Here is a 16,092-nt window from a genome sequence, read left to right as displayed (position 1 = left end):
CGTCGCCGCCGATACGGTGACCGCGTGCCCTTCAACCACAACGACTGCTACCACCCGCTGCTGATCCGGCTCGTGCCCGACGGTGCGCGGCGCGCGCTGGACGTGGGGTGCGGAACGGGCAAGCTCGCCCGCAGACTCGCGGCGCAGGGCTTGGAGGTCGACGCGCTCGATCCCGCGGACGAGGTGCTGTCCGTGGCCCAGGCGCTCGGCTCTCCCGGCCCGGGAACCATCGTCTACCGGCAGGCGGACGTGACCACGCACCCGCTGCCGTCACGCCACTACGACCTCGTCACGTGTGTGGCCTCGTTGCACCACGTGCCGTTCGAGACCGTGACGACGCTGCGGGACGCACTCGCACCGGGCGGTGTGCTCGCGGTGCTGGGGCTGGCGAATCCCAGCACCGTGCGCGACCGGGCGGTCTGGCTCGGTTCCATCCCGGTGAACCTGCTGGCGAAGGCGACGGTGTCGGTGGCCGAACGGCTGGCCGGCGGTGCCGACCCGGTGCCCCGGGCCCCGATCCGGGACTGGGACATGTCGCTGGACGACGTGCGCCGTGAGGCCGCCCGGCTGTTGCCGGGCAGCCGGGTACGCGTACTGCCGTTCTGGCGCTACCTCCTCACCTACCGCCGGGTGTGAGACCCGACAGCGACGGGACGTCCACGCTTCCCGGCGGGACGACGACGGTGACCGTCGTGCTCCAGAAGCATGCCCCCGCTTCCGGTGAGCTCCGGGTGGTCACCGGAAGCGCCACCTGAGCGCTCCGGAGGGACACAGGTCCACCGCCAGGCGGACCGACTCGGCGTGCTCGGCGACGGGGTCGGCCCGCACGACCACGACGCCGTCGTCGTCCTGGTCGAACACGTCGGGCGCGGTCAGCGCGCACATGCCCGAAGCGGCGCACACGCTCCGGTCCACCTCGATCACGACCACTCCACGGGCAGCGCGTGCACACCGTAGATCGCCATGTCGTGGCGCAGCGGGACCTCGTCGGCGGGAACGGCCAGGCGCAGTGCCGGGAACCGCCGGAACAGGGCCGTGTACCCCGCGCGCATCTCGATCCGGGCGAGCTGCTGCCCGAGGCACTGGTGCACGCCGTGCCCGAACGCGAGGTGGCCGCGTGCGTCGCGTCCGAGGTCGAGCGTGTGCGGGTCGGCGAACCGGTCGGAGCTCCGGTTCGCCGCCGGAATGGAGACGATCACCATGTCACCGGCCTTGATGTGCTGCCCCGCGAGGTCCACGTCCTCCAGTGCGGCGCGCCCGGTACCGAACTGGGTGATCGACAGGTACCGCAGCAACTCCTCCACCGCGGAGTCGGCCGAGACCGTGCCCGCACGGAGGGCCTCGGCCTGCTCGGGGTGCCGCAACAGCGCGAAGGTTCCCAGCGCGAGCATGTTCGCCGTGGTCTCGTGCCCGGCGACGAGCAACAGCAACGCGATCCCCAGCAGTTCCTCGTCGTCGAGAGTCCCGCTTTCGGCGAGGCCACCGAGGATGTCGTCACCCGGTTCGCGCCGGGTGCGGGCGATCAGTTCCTTCAGGTAGCCGAGGAGAGTGGCCATGGCCTCCCCTGCCTCGGCGTCCGACACGCCCAGCCGCAGCAGCACCGCGCTGGCGTTCTGGAACAGTGCCCGGTCCGCGTACGGCACCCCGAGCAGTTCACAGATCACGAGTGACGGGACGGGCAACGCGAACGTCGCCACCAGATCGCTTCCCGGGCCTGCCTGCTCCAGAAGGTCGAGCCGCTCGGCCACGATCTGCTCCACCCTGGGACGCAGTTGGTTCATGCGGCGCACGGTGAACTGCCCCGTCAACGCCCGCCGGTAGCGGGTGTGGTCGGGCGGGTCCATCGCGATGAAGAACCCGGGCAACGCCGCCTGGCCCGCCTGGAAGTTGGGAACGTTCGGCCGGTGGACCGGTGAGCGGCGGAACTCGAGTCTGCTGGTGAACCTCCGGTCCGCCAGCACCTCCCTGGCCACCGCATGGTCTGTGACGAGCCAGCCGACGTGCCCGTCCGGGAAGGCCAGCGGGCGCAGGGGCGCACCGTCGAGGAGTACCGCGGGCGGATCGAACGGGTTCGGCCTGGCGATCGGCAGTGGTGCGGCCATGGGTGCTCTCCCTTCGACGAGGACACCCACAAATTACACAAGGTGTATTTTTACAGTCAATGAATATTCGGTGATCGGTTTACAGTGATGCCCATGGCCGAGGTCGGGTTGCGGGAACGCAAGAAGGAACGGACACGCCACACCCTCCAGCGGGAGGCCATGCGCCTGTTCACGGAGAAGGGCTACTCGGAGACGACCGTCGCCGAGATCGCCGCCGCAGCCGACGTCTCGACGAAGACACTGTTCAACTACTTCGGGAGCAAGGAGGACATCCTCCTAGCTCATCGGAGGCGACGCATCGACACCCTCGCGGCCCGGCTGGCTGAACACGCGACGACCATGTCTCCCAGGGACGCGCTGCTCGCCACGGCCGAAGATCTGCTGCGCTGGTTGCTCGAGGGCGACGGCGAGAGCTTCAGCACCGCCGAACAGCTCGCTCAGGGCCGGCTCATCCTGGCGGTCCCCGAACTTCGCAGCGGGGCTCTGACCCTGTTGTACGACGCTCAGCTCCGCCTGGCCGCCGTGCTGCACGACGCGTACCCCGAGGCACTCACCCCGGTGGAGGCCGCCGCAGCCGTAGGGGCCCTCATCGGTGCCATGCAGAGCGCCGGGCTTTCGGCGATCGCCCGGTCCGGGTCCCCAGCCGAGACCTTCGAAGCAGCGCGCCACGCCGTGCGCGTCGTCGCCGGCGGCCTCGACGCCCTCCCGCCGGCATGACAAGGCCGGCGCCGGATGACATGGTTTGCCACCCGACGCCGGCCGTAGCGGGGCGGCCCGGCATCCGCGCCCGCGTCTGTCACCGATCCGTCACGCGCGCCACTGTTCGATCACAGCCTGCGCGTCGCGGACCAGCACGGTCTTCACCTCCTCGTCCGACACCCGCTTCTCGACGCTGTCGGCGAACGTCTGCATCACCGCCGAGGCGGCGGAGGCGCTGAACCGCTTGAGGCCCTCGGCGACGGAAAGCCGGAGCTTCAGGTCCTTCGCCGTCTTCGCGCTGATGCGGTCCTCGTCGGCGAAGCGCTCCACCAGTGCCCGCAGGTCCTCGACCGACGTCGTCACGGTGAAGGTGACCTTCTGCTCCGCCGTGTTGCCCGCCTTGTCGGTGGCCTTCACCACCAGCTCGTGCGAACCGAGCTCCAGCGTGTAGAGCGGGATCTCCGCGCCGTTCTCCACGGTCTCACCGTCGAGCGTCGCCTCGACCGAGTCGACGCCCACACCGGAGTCCGTGGCCTCGAAACCGAGCGTGAGGTCACCGGAGTCACCGTAGGACGTACCGTCCTCCACACCGGACACCGTGACGGTCGGGGCGTCCTTGTCGACCTGCGCCACGCCGTCGCCGATGAACGTCAGCGAGTCGAGGTCGAACGGGCTGGTGCCGCCGCGGAACACGACGAACAGCTCCGTGGTCCCGCCCGGGTCGGTGACGGCGACCGGAGGCAGCTCGACGTAGTTGTCCCAGCCACCCGTGGAGGGCACCTCCACCTCGGCGACGAGCGGGCCGTCCACCGCACCCGCACGCAGCTCGACCGAGCCTCCGCGACCGTCCGGGGCCGACACGCGCAGCGACACCTCGTCGATGCCCGTGAAGTTCACCGGGGTGAAGGCGATCCAGTCACCGTCACTGATGTCACCGATGCGCTTGCCGTTCTCCGCACCCTCCTGGTTCACCACGCGGATGCCCTGCGACGAGGTGAAGTACTCCGCCTGCTTGTGCTTCGGCTGGAGCACCACGGTGTCCCGGCCGGTGAGCGCGGGCGCGCCGTCGCCACCGTGGTCTGTGTAGCTGGCGTCGACGGAGTAGAAGATGTTCGCCCCGGCGTGCCCGTCGTCCACGATGGTCTCGATCACGCCCTCGCAGGCGTTGATCGGGTCCATCGGGTGAGCGTGCGCGTCGTGACCGAGCGCGGGCTGGACGACGACCTCGCCGCAGTCGATCTGCCCGTCCTCGGGGTCGGTGACGTCGACGTCGAAGGCCACCTGGTCACCGAACTCGAAGAACCCACCGTCGGCGGGCGCCTTCACGGAGACCGACGGGGCGGTGTTGCCCACCGTCACCGTCACGTTCCCGACGCCGGCCTTCCCCGTCGCGTCCGTCACCGTGAGCTGGACGTTGTACTGACCGTTCTCGGCGTACGTGTGCGTGGGGTTGGCCTCGGTGGACGTGCCGCCGTCACCGAAGTCCCACGAGTAGGACAGCTCCGTTTCCTCGGGGTCGTGGGAACCCTCGCTGCTGAACGACACCTCCAGCGGCGTCTGACCCGAGGTCGGGTCGGCGCTCACCTTGACGATCGGCCTGCGGTTGCCCTGGTTGTACTCGATGCGGTACAGACCGGAGTCGGGGTTGTCACGACCGTAGCCGCCACCCCACTCCAGCAGGTACAGCGCCCCGTCGGGACCGAACCGCATGTCCATCGGGGCGAGCGTCTGCTGGCTCGTGAGCCACGGGTCGAGGTTCAGCACCTCGCCCTGCTCGTCGAGCGTGATCGTGTAGATCTTGTTGCGCGCCCACTCGTAGAAGAACGGCTTGCCGTCGTAGTACTCGGGGAACTTGATCTCCGAGTCGAGGTCGGGGTCGTACCGGTACACCGGCCCACCCATCGGGGCGGCACCGCCCGTCTCCAGGATCGGGAACTCCTCCGAAGCGCCGTAGCCGTACCACACGTCGGCTTCCTGCGCGGCGGGCAGCTCGGTCAGCCCCGTGTTGTTCGGCGAGTCGTTGACCGGGTTGGCGCAGTCGAACTTCTCCCCCGAGGTACCGGTGGCGAAGTCGTAGTCGTTGTACGGGATGTTGTTGCCGATGCAGTACGGCCAGCCGTAGAAGCCCGGCTCCTTCACGATGTTCCACTCGACCTTGCCGTCCGGTCCGCGGTCGGGGTCGGCAGTGCTCGAGTCGGGACCGTAGTCGGCCATGTAGATGGTGCCGTCGACGTCCACCGTGAACCGGAACGGGTTGCGGAAGCCCATCGCGTAGATCTCGGGCCGCGTCTTCTCCGTGCCGGGGGCGAACATGTTGCCCTCGGGGATGGTGTAGCCACCGTCGGCCTGCGGGGTGATGCGGAGGATCTTGCCGCGCAGGTCGTTGGTGTTGGCCGAGGTCTTCTGCGCGTCGAACAGGTCACGCCCTTCCCGCTCGTCGATCGGTGAGTAGCCGCCCGACTCGAAGGGGTTCGTGTCGTCACCGACGCCGATGTAGAGGTCGCCGTTCGGGCCGAAGGTCAGGTAACCGCCGGTGTGTCCGGGCTCGGAGCGGCGTGACGCGGGGATGTCGAGGATCTGCACCTCGGTGTCGGGCGAGATCGTGTTGCCCTCCACCGTGAAGCGCGAAACCCGGTTGATCTCCTGGTCGCCCGGGGGCGAGTAGTACAGGTAGATCCAGCCGTTCTCGGCGAAGTTCGGGTCGAGCACCAGACCGACGAGGCCGTCCTCGCCACCGGAGTAGACGGGAAGCTCCATCGCGGTGGAGGTGCTTTCGGTCGCCGGGTCGTACACCATCACGCGACCGAGGATCTCGGTGTAGAACACGCGGCCGTCCGGGGCGATGTCCATCGCGGTCGGGGCCTGCGTGTTGGTGTCCAGGGCGACCTTCTCGAAGGCGTCGTCGACAGTGGCCGAGCAGTCGGCCTCCACCGTGCGGGCCGCCGTGCGCAGACCGCCGAGGATGTGCTGGATGAACAGCTCCTCGCTGTACGCCGCCGTGTCGTGGCCCATCGCCGTGGCCCAGACGCGGGCGAGACCCACGTCGCGACACCAGGAGATCGGGTGGTCAGCACCCATCGCGTCGGGGCCGGGGTTGTAGGTCGACTCGTCCGCCGACACGAGCACGTGCACGTCGCCGCGCATGCTCTTGTCGAAGTTGTACCACTCCTCGGCGCGTTCCCAGCGCGCCGGCAGCCCTTCTGTCGAAGGGTGGTGGTGGTCGGTGACCTTCGCCGTGCCGTCGAGCACGCCCGGCGAGTGCGACGGCATGTGGGCGCCCGCGTTCACGAGGTCGTCCCAGTAGGGGAAGTCGTTCTCGATCCCCATGTCCGTGGCGTTGTGGATGGCGGCGATGCCACCACCGTTCTCCACGTACGACTTCATCGCCTCGCGCTGTGCGTCGTTCTCCCAGACCATGCCCGAGGTCTGGAACATGATGATCACGTCGTACTCGGCGAGGTCGGCGTCGTTGAAGACGCTGGAGTCCTCGGTGTGGTCGAACGTGAAGTTGTTCTCCGCGGCGAGGTTTTCGAACATCTCGATCCCGGCCGGGATCGACGTGTGCCGGTAGCCTTCGGTCTTGGTGAACAGCAGCGCGTGGAACTCGGCCTCCTGGGCCTGCGCGCCCGCCGGGAGCATTCCGACGGCGAGCACACCGCCCAGCGCGCCTGCGCCGATGCGCGACAACAGTTTCTTGCGTCTACTCATGAAATCCTCACGTGTGAAGAGGGAAATGAGCGATCACGGCGTGCCGGCGCCGTCGACGGTCAGGACCGGGTTTCCTGTTGCGACATCACCTCCTTGAGAAACGCCAGGCCGTCGATCGCCAGCGCGTCCTGGCTCGTGGCGAGCGGACGCCAGATCGAGGCGGCCGTGGCGATGCTGTTGTTGTGGGCGGTGAAGGACTCGATGCACAGCGGACCGGCGTAGTCCGTGTCGGCGATCGCGGCGAGCAGTTCCGGCCAGTCGAAGTGGTCACGACCGGGTGTGCCCCGGTCGTTGGCGCACACCTGCACGTGCGCGACGCGGCCGTGCGCCGACCGGATGGCCGCGGCGACATCGCGTTCCTCGATGTTCTGGTGGTAGACGTCCAGCGCGATCCCGCAGGACGGCAGCCCGTCCATCGCCCGCAGCGTCTGCTCCACGGTGTTGAAGAGGCTGGTCTCGTAGCGGTTGAGCGGCTCGACGCCGAGCAGCACACCGACGTCGGCGGCGTGCTCCAGCACCGGGCCGATGTTGTCGCGCCACTCGCGCACGCATTCGGCCCGCTCGCGCTCGGTCATCCGCCAGGTCCTCCCCACGGAGGCGTACGCGGGCCCGCTCAGCGCCGGTGCTCCGAGTGAGGCCGCGATGTCGAGACACCTGCGCAGGTAGTCCTGCGTGGCGGTGATCGTGGCCGCCTCCGCCCGCACCAGCTCACGGCCCTCGCCCATGACGAGCACCAGCGACGCCCCCAGGCCGTGGTCGGCCAGCAGCCGGGCCGCCTCGCCGGGGTCCCAGTCGCCGAGGTCCTCCACAGGGAGCTCGGCGACGTCGAACCCCGACGAGGCGATGGCCGGCACGAGCCCACGCAGAGCGGCGTCGTCCAGCGGTGACGTCCAAACCCAGGTGTTCACCCCAATGGGATGCACTGTGGACACTCGCCGCTCCTCGTCACTGCCAGCGCTGCGGGAAGTCGGGCATCTCCTGGCAGCCGCACAGCGCGTAGTGCAGCGGCGGCATGCCCTCGGTGAGGTACTGGTCAAGGCTCTCCGAGGTCACCACCGGCTGCGGCAGGATCCACTCCTTGGGCACCTCCTCGCCCTTCAGGATCTTGAGGGCGGCGATCACCGGGGTACGCCACTGGTAGGTGGGGTACGTCGGAGCCTGGGCCGTCAGGTTCTCGCTCTTCCACTTCTCCAGGAACTGCTGCTGGTCCTCACCGGAGATGGCCGGAGCCTCCATGCCCTGGTCCTCGAACGCCTCCAGCACCGCGACGGCCGCCGTGCCGTCGTCCATCCAGATGCCGTCGATCTGGCCTTCGCGCTGCAGGTAGTCACTGACGATGCTCTTGGCACCGGCGGTGTCGTTCTCGGTGAACTCGACGCCCACGACGTCGACACCGCGGTCGGCGAAGATCCGCTCCGCCGCGGCCCACCGGTGCTCCAGCACGTCCACACCGGGCAGCACGCGCAGGGCCAGCACCTTGCCGCCCTCGCCCACCTCGTCGGCCAGGAACTCCGCGGCCGAAGCACCGAACGCGTAGCCGCCGATCGGGTGGATGAACGTCACCGGGCAGTCGGTGTTGACGCCACGGTCGAACACGATCACCGGCATACCGCTGCCACACGCCTGCTCCACGGCGGGCGTCAGCGTGGACGTCGTGTTGGGCGAGACGATCAGCGCGTCACAACCCTGCGACGTCAGCGACGAGATGTCGCTGATCTGCTTGTCGTCCTTGGCCTCGGCGTCGAGAACGGTGAACTTCTCGATCTCGTCGTGCAGGTCGACCTCGGCCTGCATGGTCTTCCACCCGACCTGCCGCCACGGGTTGTCCACCGACGCGTTCGAGAAGCACAGGTGGTAGGGGCCGTCCTTGGCGTAGGACGACGTGTCCACCATCTCCGGTTCGAGCGCCTGCTCCCACGGCTTGCCCTCGGGGCCCTCCGGGGTGGCGTCCCGCAGTGCGAGCTGCCGCTCGTACTCGGCCTGGTCGAAGAACTCGTTCGACTGCGACGACTCCGACTGCGACGCGTCCCCTGGCCCGGTGTCGGCGGGAAGCTCGCTGGTACAGCTCGCCATCGCGAGCGCACCGACCGCCGCGACGACGGTCAGCCATGTCTTTCTCATGTCGTTCTCCTTGTCCGGAACCTCGACCGCCCCACTGCCGCGTAGGCCACGGCGGCGATGATGATGACGCCCTGTACCGCAGACTCCAGTCCTCCCGAGACGCCGAGGAGGTTGAGCAACGAGAACAGGGCTTCCAACGTGAGCGCGCCCGCCATCGCGGCGACGACGGAACCGCGTCCGCCACCGAGCACGACGCCCCCGAGCACGACCGCGGTGATGACCTGGAACTCCAAGCCCTCACCGACCTGTGCCGACACCCCGGCGAATCCGCCGAGCAGGATCGCGGCGACGGCCGCCGAGATGCCCGACAGCACGAACGCCAGCGTGCGCATTCCCTCGACGCTGCCACCGCCGAGCCGGACCGCGGTCTCGTTGTCCCCGACCGCGACCAGAGTGCGCCCCCTACCACTGCGCATGAACATCACCGCCGCGACCACGAGTACTGCGAGCAGCAGCACCGACCACGGCACCTGGCCGAGCAGCGGCACGTCGAACCCTTCGCGGCCCACGGTGCGGAACGCCTCCGTCAGCGAACCGCGCGGCGCGCCGCCCGTCCACAGGAACACCGCTCCGTCGAGCACCAGCAGCATTCCCAGCGTGACGATGAACGACGGCACCAACAGCCGGGTGGTGATGAGCCCGTTGACCAAGCCCACGACAGCGCCGATCACCAGCAGCAACGGGATCACCCACAGCGTGGCGCCCTCGTCGCCGTTCAGCAGTCTGGCCGCGATCACGACCTCGGCGGTGACCAGCGAACCCACCGACAGGTCGAAACCACCACTGACGATGACGAAGTACTGTCCGATCGCGAGGATCATCAACGGCGCCGCCCGCTTCAGCAGCGCCAGGTAACCGGACGGCTCGCTGTAGGCGGGACCGGCGAACGCCAGCGCCACCAGCAGGATCGCGAGCACGGCCAGCACGGGGCCCGTACCGTCGGTGAGCTTCGGGCGTGGCAGCCGGCGAGTGGCCGGGGTAGCGGTGTGCGTCATCGGGCGGCCTTCCTGCGACGGGCGTACAGCGCGACGGCCACGATCAGCACGACTCCCCGGACCACGTCCTTGAAGAACGAGTTCATACCGAGGTCGTCGAAGATCGTGTCGAGCGTGGCGAGGATGAAGACGCCGCCGATCGTTCCCGCGACACCGCCCCGACCGCCTGCCAGGATGGTGCCGCCGAGCACCACGGCCGCGATGGACTCCAGGTCGTAACCGCCGTCGGTGCCGACCCACGGCGAGCCGGAGCCGAGCCTGCTCGCCAGGAACAGTCCCGCGAGCCCGGCCGCCACCGCACACAGCACGTGCACGGTGATCACGGTGCGGTCGTTACGGATACCCGAGAACCGCGCGACCTCCTCGTCACCGCCCACGGCGTACACGTGGTATCCGGGGCGGGTCCTCGCGAGGAACCACCAGGCGAGCACCGCCAACCCCAGCATCAGCAGCGCCGACACCGGAACCGGACCGATCCGGTCGTACCCGAGGTGCTGGAACGCCGTCGGCACGTCACCGGCCGGGCCCTCGTAGTTGTTCTCCAGGTAGCCCCGGATGACGAGTCCCGTGCCCAGCGTGGCGATGAACGCGTTGACCTTCAGCTTGGTGACGACCAGCCCGTTGACCAGTCCCACACCGGCGGCGCACGCGAGCGTCAACAACACGGCGGGAAGGATCATCGAGTCGTTGCCCGCCATCGTCTCCGCCGCGATCAGCGAACACAGGCCGACGAGATACGCCACCGACAGGTCCAGCTTGCCGGTCAGAATGACCATCGTCTGGCCGATGGCGACGAGACCGAGTGCGGTGCTGCGCGTCAGGATGTTCATGATGCCGCCCTGGTCGAGCAGCACACCACCCTGCAGTCCGACGAGCACACTGCCGATGACCAGCACCAGAACCAGTGCCGCGTAGACGGCGACGACGGGGTTCGTGAGGTGCCGAGTCCACTGAGGACGCTTCGGTACCGCCGGGGCCGTGACAACCTCGCTCACACGGCCTCCTCTGTAATGCGGGACACCCGCACCCGATCGGCCTCCGCGAGCAGCACGAAATTCTCGCTCACACGGCCTCCCAGCATCCTGCGGGACACCCGCACCCGATCGGCCTCCGCGAGCAGCATGGATTCTCGCTCACACGGCCTCCTCTGTCCTGCTCTCGGTCACGGCGTGGCCCGTGGCCAGCCTCATCACCGCCTCCTCCGTCGGCCCCGCGGGCAGCTCACCCGCTATTCGCCCGTCGTGCATCACGAGCACCCGGTCGCTCATGCCGATCAACTCGGGCAGCTCGGACGAGATCATCAGAATCGCGACGCCGTCCCGGGCCAGACCACGGAGCAGCTCGTACACCGCCTGCTTCGCACCGACGTCGATGCCTCGCGTCGGCTCGTCGACGATGAGCACCCGCGGTTCCACCGCGAGCCACTTCGCGAGCACGACCTTCTGCTGGTTCCCACCGGACAGGAAGCGCACTTCCTGCTCCGGCGAGCGCGCGACCACGGCCACCGACTTCAGCAGCTCCGAGATCGGCACCGCCTTTCCACGCGGCCGCCGGGAGAACGCCGCCCGCCGCACGAGCAGCGCGTTGTCCCGCACCGACTGGCGCAGCGCCAACCCCTCGCCCTTGCGGTCCTCGGTGACGTGCGCGATCCCGAGTCGTACCGCTGTACGGGGTGAGGACACGCGTACCTGCTCGCCGTCCAGCTCGACCGTCCCCGTCCTGAACGGCTCGACACCGCACACCGCGCGCGCCACCGCGGAACGGCCCGCTCCCTGCAACCCGGCCAGGCCGACGACCTCACCGGCCCGCACGCTCAGGTCGATGTCCGAAAGCCGCTCGTTGCCACAGCCCACCAGTCGCAGGCGCGTCCTGCCCACTTCGGACTCGGTGGCCCTCGGGGGGAACAGAGCGTCCAGGGAGCGGCCCACCATGTGCCGCACGAGGTCGTCGCTCGTGAGTTCACTCCTCGGCTGTGAGGTCACCAGCGCGCCGTCCTTGAGCACGGTGATGCGGTGGCTGAGGTCGAAGACCTCCACGAGGCGGTGGGACACGTAGAGAATCGCGATACCGCGCTCGCACAGCCGCCGCACGAGCCCGTACAGCAGGTCCACCTCGTTGTCGGCCAGCGCGGCCGTGGGCTCGTCCATCGCGAGCACGCGGACATCGCTGGATAGCGCCTTGACGATCTCCACGACCTGACGCTGCGCCACCGACAGCAGCCGGACGGGGTCGCGCGGCGAGATGCCCACGGCGCCGAGGTCGTCCAGCAACGCGGCGGTGTCCGCCTCCATGCGCCGCCGGTCGACCACGCCGCGGCGGACGGGCTCCGAGCCGAGGAAGACGTTCTCCGCCACCGAGCGATCACCGAGCAGGTTCAGTTCCTGGTGGACGATCGACACGCCGGAGGCCTGCGCCTGTCGCGGCGACGAGAACGTCACCGGACGGCCGTCGAGTTCGACACTCCCGCCGTCGGCGGTATGGACCCCGGCCAGGATCTTCATCAGCGTCGACTTGCCGGCACCGTTCTCGCCCACCAGCGCATGCACCTCGCCGGGGTACAGGTCGAGGTCCACACCATGGAGCACCGTGTTGCCCAGGAACTGCTTGGTGACACCCCGCATCCGGACCACCGGCGCATCCCCGGTGAGGCCAGTCACAGTCATGACTGGGCACAATAGTGTCGAGCTTTTGCGTATGTCAAACAAAAGTTACGACTTGCAACACCTAAGCGCGTGCACAGCACACCCAACGATGGGTGTCACGATTCGCAAAACTCACCCATTCGGAAGATCCACCCGCGGGTTCGAGCAGATAGAACTAGGGCATGCGCAGCCGCCGGAGCCTGGTCACCGTCCTCGTGTCCGTGCTCGTCTCGGTGCTCACACTGACCTTCCTCCACCCCGCCACCGCTGCGGCAAAAGCACCACAGCCGTCCCAGGCGTCTCAGCCGGTCCAGACGTCTCGCGGGTGGGTACATTACGTCGCGCTCGGCGACTCGTACACCTCCGGCCCGCTGATCCCCTTCCAGCGGCTCGACCCCCTCGGCTGCCTGCGGTCCACTCAGAACTACCCGTCCGTCGTCGCCCGTGGACTCGACCGCACCGTGCTCACCGACGTCAGTTGCGCAGGAGCCGACACCGGTGACATGACCCAGCGGCAGGAGGTCACGCTCGGGTACAACCGGCCGCAGTTCGACGCCCTGCGCTCCGACACCGACCTGGTCACCGTCGGCATCGGCGGCAACGACTACGGGGTCTTCGGCAGCATCATCAGCACGTGTCCCGGCCTCCGTGACTCCGATCCGACCGGCAACCCGTGCCAGAAGCACTTCACCGTCGACGGCGTGGACACCCTGAAGGCGGCCATCGCCGAGACGCGGAAGGACGTCGAGGCCGTGCTCGACGGTGTCCGGAAGCGGTCACCCGAGGCCACGATCCTGCTCATCGGATACCCGCGGATCGCCCCACCGAGCGGGACGTGCCCGGACATCCTGCCGTTCGCCGACGGCGACTACGCCTGGCTGAACGACATCGAGGAGACGCTCAACGCCGCACTCGCCTCCGCGGCGGCGAACAACGGCACGGCGACGTTCGTCGACACCTACCCGGCGTCCCTCGGCCACGACGCGTGCGCCGACCACGCGTGGATCCAGGGGCAGCACATCAACCCGATCGGCGCGGCGAACTACCACCCGAACCGCCGGGGTATGGAAGGCGTCGCCGAGGTCATCCTCGACCACCTCGCCGCACGCGGGTGGTGACGGCACGGGCCGCCACCACCCTGGGCGTCAGGAACCGAGCTGTTCCAGCCGGGCCGTGATGCGCTCGATGTCGGCGGCGGCGACGTCCCGGCGGGTGCGGATCTTCTCCACCACCTCGGCGGGTGCCTTGTCCAGGAAGGACTGGTTGCCGAGCTTGCCCTCGGTCTGCTTGAGTTCCTTCTGGGCCACGGCGAGGTCCTTCTCCAGCCGCTTGCGTTCGGCCGCGACGTCGATGGCACCCGAGGTGTCCACCTCCACCGTCGCCATGCCGCCCGCCAGCGCGACCTCCAGGGACGCCGTCGCGGAGAAGCCGTCACCCGGCTCGCTCAACCGGGCCAGGGAGCGCACGGCCTCCTCGTGTCCGGCGATGACCGCGAAGCCGTCACCCGACAGCCGCGTCGCGACGCGCTGCCCGGGCTTGAGGCCCTGGTCCGAACGGAAGCGCCGCACCTCCGTGACGAGCTTCTGCACGTCCGCGATCCGGGTGTCGGCGTCCGGGTCGGCCTGCCTGGTCCACTTCTCACCGACCGGCCACTCGGCCACCACGAGCGACTCCCCGCCCGTGAGCGTGGTCCACAAGCGTTCCGTGATGAACGGGATGAACGGGTGCAGCAGCCGCAGCACGACGTCGAGCACGTGGCCGAGCACCGCGCGTGTGCCGTCGGCGTACTCGCCGGAGAGCTGCACCTTCGCCAGCTCCAGGTACCAGTCGCAGAACTCGTCCCACGTGAAGTGGTAGAGCACGTTCGTGGCCTTGGCGAACTGGAACTGCTCCAGCAGCGTGTCCACCTCGGACACGACGGCCGACAGCCTGCCGAGGATCCAGCGGTCGGACTCGGTCAGCTCGCTCGCGTCGGGAACCGGTGCCGCCACGGTGGCGCCGTTGGAGAGCGCGAAGCGCGTGGCGTTCCACAGCTTCGTGCAGAAGTTGCGCGAGCCCGCGGCCCACTCCTCCGCCAGCGCCATGTCGGCACCCGGGTTGGCCCCGCGCGCGAGGGTGAAGCGGGTGGCGTCCGCGCCGAAGCGGTCCATCCAGTCGAGCGGGTCGATGACGTTGCCGCGCGACTTCGACATCTTCTTGCCCTGCGCGTCGCGGATGAGACCGTGCAGGTAGATGTGCTCGAACGGGATCGAGCGCTCCGGCCCGTTGTCCCGCATGCCGTAGAGGCCGAACATCATCATCCGGGCGACCCAGAAGAAGAGGATGTCGTAGCCGGTCGACAGCACGCTGCTGGGATAGAACTTCGCCAGGTCGGCGGTCGGCTCCGGCCAGCCCATGGTCGACATCGGCCACAGGCCGGAGGAGAACCACGTGTCGAGCACGTCCGCATCCTGCGTCCAACCCTCGCCGCTGGGCGGCTGCTCGTCCGGGCCCACGCACACCGTCTCGCCGTTCGGGCCGTACCAGACCGGGATGCGGTGGCCCCACCACAACTGGCGCGAGATCGTCCAGTCGTGCATGTCGTCGACCCAGTCGAAGTAGCGCTTCGCCAGCTCCGGCGGGTGGATCTTCACGCGGCCGTCGCGCACGGCGTCGCCCGCGGCCTTCGCCAGCGGCTCGACCTTCACCCACCACTGCAGCGACAGCCGCGGCTCCACCACCGTGTCACAGCGCGAGCAGTGACCCACCGCGTGCACGTAAGGGCGCTTCTCGGCCACGACGCGGCCCTGCTCGCGCAGCGCCGCGACGATGGCGGGACGGGCCTCGAAGCGGTCCATGCCCTCGAACGGGCCGTGCGCGGTGATCACGCCCCGCTTGTCCATGATCGACGGCATGGGCAGGTCGTGCCGCCTGCCGATCTCGAAGTCGTTGGGGTCGTGCGCGGGCGTCACCTTCACCGCGCCCGTGCCGAACTCCGGGTCGACGTGGGAGTCGGCGACGATCGGGATGCGACGTCCCGTCAGCGGCAGCTCCACCTCGGTGCCCACCAGGTGCGCGTAGCGCTCGTCGTCGGGGTGCACCGCCACGGCCGTGTCACCGAGCATCGTCTCGGCCCGCGTGGTGGCCACCACGATCGACGCGTCACCGTCGCCGTAACGGATGGAGACGAGCTCGCCGTCGTCGTCGGAGTGGTCGACCTCGATGTCCGACAACGCCGTCATGCAGCGCGGACACCAGTTGATGATGCGCTCGGCACGGTACACCAGGCCGTCGTCGTAGAGCCGCTTGAACATCGTCTGGACGGCCTTCGACAGGCCCTCGTCCATGGTGAAGCGCTCGCGCGACCAGTCCACGCCGTCGCCGAGCCGCTTCATCTGGTCGAGGATCTTGCCGCCGTACTCGGCCTTCCACTCCCAGACGCGCTCGACGAACCGTTCCCGACCGAGGTCGTGGCGGGACAGGCCCTCCTTGCCCAGCTCCCGTTCCACGACGTTCTGCGTCGCGATACCCGCGTGGTCCATGCCCGGCAGCCAGAGCACCTCGTAGCCCTGCATGCGCCGCCGCCGCGTCATGGCGTCCATGAGCGTGTGGTTGAGCGCGTGCCCCATGTGCAGGCTGCCGGTGACGTTGGGCGGCGGGAGCACGATGGTGAACGGCGGCTTGTCCGAAGCCGCGTCGGCTTCGAAGTAACCAGCCGATACCCACCGCCGGTAGATGTCGGCCTCTTCGGCGGCCGGGTTCCAGGCTCCTGGCAGGTCGGGGGTGCTGGCTGCGCTTTCCGTCACGATGAGTAAGTCTACGAACGTCCTCGCCGCGCCTCTCACC

Annotated in this window: 12 protein-coding genes; 3 read left to right on the top strand and 9 right to left on the bottom strand. The window is 68.8% G+C overall.

Annotated elements, in window-relative coordinates; translation table 11 throughout:
* Positions 1–24: 24 nt before the first annotated feature.
* On the top strand, positions 25–636 hold the full coding sequence (locus tag SACCYDRAFT_RS07150; protein WP_005454898.1) for a class I SAM-dependent methyltransferase: 612 nt from the start codon (positions 25–27) through the stop codon (positions 634–636).
* 99 nt (positions 637–735) lie between these two features.
* Here SACCYDRAFT_RS07150 and SACCYDRAFT_RS07145 read toward each other — a convergent pair whose 3' ends face one another.
* Positions 736–924: a ferredoxin gene (locus SACCYDRAFT_RS07145; RefSeq protein WP_005454896.1), complete on the bottom strand. Its 189-nt coding sequence runs from the start codon at positions 922–924 to the stop codon at positions 736–738.
* A complete protein-coding gene (locus SACCYDRAFT_RS07140; protein ID WP_005454894.1) occupies positions 921–2,102 on the bottom strand; it encodes a cytochrome P450 in 1,182 nt (393 codons plus the stop codon). Before SACCYDRAFT_RS07140 ends, SACCYDRAFT_RS07145 begins: the two co-directional genes overlap by 4 nt.
* A 93-nt stretch (positions 2,103–2,195) precedes the next feature.
* Here SACCYDRAFT_RS07140 and SACCYDRAFT_RS07135 point away from each other — a divergent pair, with 93 nt between their 5' ends.
* On the top strand, positions 2,196–2,819 hold the full coding sequence (locus SACCYDRAFT_RS07135; RefSeq protein ID WP_232283790.1) for a TetR/AcrR family transcriptional regulator: 624 nt from the start codon (positions 2,196–2,198) through the stop codon (positions 2,817–2,819).
* Between the two features lie 90 nt (positions 2,820–2,909).
* Here SACCYDRAFT_RS07135 and SACCYDRAFT_RS07130 read toward each other — a convergent pair whose 3' ends face one another.
* The 6 genes from SACCYDRAFT_RS07130 to SACCYDRAFT_RS07105 all read right to left on the bottom strand — a co-directional run bounded on the left by SACCYDRAFT_RS07130 (position 2,910) and on the right by SACCYDRAFT_RS07105 (position 12,288).
* Positions 2,910–6,509, bottom strand: coding sequence for a ThuA domain-containing protein (locus SACCYDRAFT_RS07130; RefSeq protein ID WP_005454890.1), 3,600 nt, complete (start codon positions 6,507–6,509; stop codon positions 2,910–2,912).
* 59 nt (positions 6,510–6,568) lie between these two features.
* Positions 6,569–7,441: a sugar phosphate isomerase/epimerase family protein gene (locus tag SACCYDRAFT_RS07125; protein ID WP_005454885.1), complete on the bottom strand. Its 873-nt coding sequence runs from the start codon at positions 7,439–7,441 to the stop codon at positions 6,569–6,571.
* 13 nt (positions 7,442–7,454) lie between these two features.
* Positions 7,455–8,630: a substrate-binding domain-containing protein gene (locus tag SACCYDRAFT_RS07120; protein ID WP_005454884.1), complete on the bottom strand. Its 1,176-nt coding sequence runs from the start codon at positions 8,628–8,630 to the stop codon at positions 7,455–7,457.
* Positions 8,627–9,625, bottom strand: coding sequence for an ABC transporter permease (locus SACCYDRAFT_RS07115; protein ID WP_005454881.1), 999 nt, complete (start codon positions 9,623–9,625; stop codon positions 8,627–8,629). Before SACCYDRAFT_RS07115 ends, SACCYDRAFT_RS07120 begins: the two co-directional genes overlap by 4 nt.
* Entirely contained in the window at positions 9,622–10,620 is a 999-nt protein-coding gene (locus SACCYDRAFT_RS07110) for an ABC transporter permease (RefSeq protein WP_005454880.1), read from the bottom strand. The genes SACCYDRAFT_RS07115 and SACCYDRAFT_RS07110 overlap by 4 nt, the downstream gene beginning before the upstream one ends.
* Before the next feature lie 138 nt (positions 10,621–10,758).
* Positions 10,759–12,288, bottom strand: coding sequence for a sugar ABC transporter ATP-binding protein (locus SACCYDRAFT_RS07105; protein ID WP_005454878.1), 1,530 nt, complete (start codon positions 12,286–12,288; stop codon positions 10,759–10,761).
* A 161-nt stretch (positions 12,289–12,449) separates the two neighbouring features.
* Between SACCYDRAFT_RS07105 and SACCYDRAFT_RS07100 the strand changes: the two genes are divergently transcribed.
* Complete coding sequence (locus SACCYDRAFT_RS07100; RefSeq protein WP_005454876.1) at positions 12,450–13,385, top strand: SGNH/GDSL hydrolase family protein; 936 nt, start codon at positions 12,450–12,452, stop codon at positions 13,383–13,385.
* Between the two features lie 27 nt (positions 13,386–13,412).
* Here the strand turns inward: SACCYDRAFT_RS07100 and SACCYDRAFT_RS07095 are convergent, their stop codons facing one another.
* Positions 13,413–16,052, bottom strand: a complete 2,640-nt coding sequence (locus tag SACCYDRAFT_RS07095) for a valine--tRNA ligase (RefSeq protein WP_043536247.1) — start codon at positions 16,050–16,052, stop codon at positions 13,413–13,415.
* Positions 16,053–16,092: the final 40 nt, after the last annotated feature.

The organism is Saccharomonospora cyanea NA-134 (assembly GCF_000244975.1).
In the GTDB taxonomy this organism is placed as follows: domain Bacteria; phylum Actinomycetota; class Actinomycetes; order Mycobacteriales; family Pseudonocardiaceae; genus Saccharomonospora; species Saccharomonospora cyanea.
Note: the sequence above shows the minus strand (reverse complement) of the source record. Positions and strands in the feature narration are given on the sequence as shown.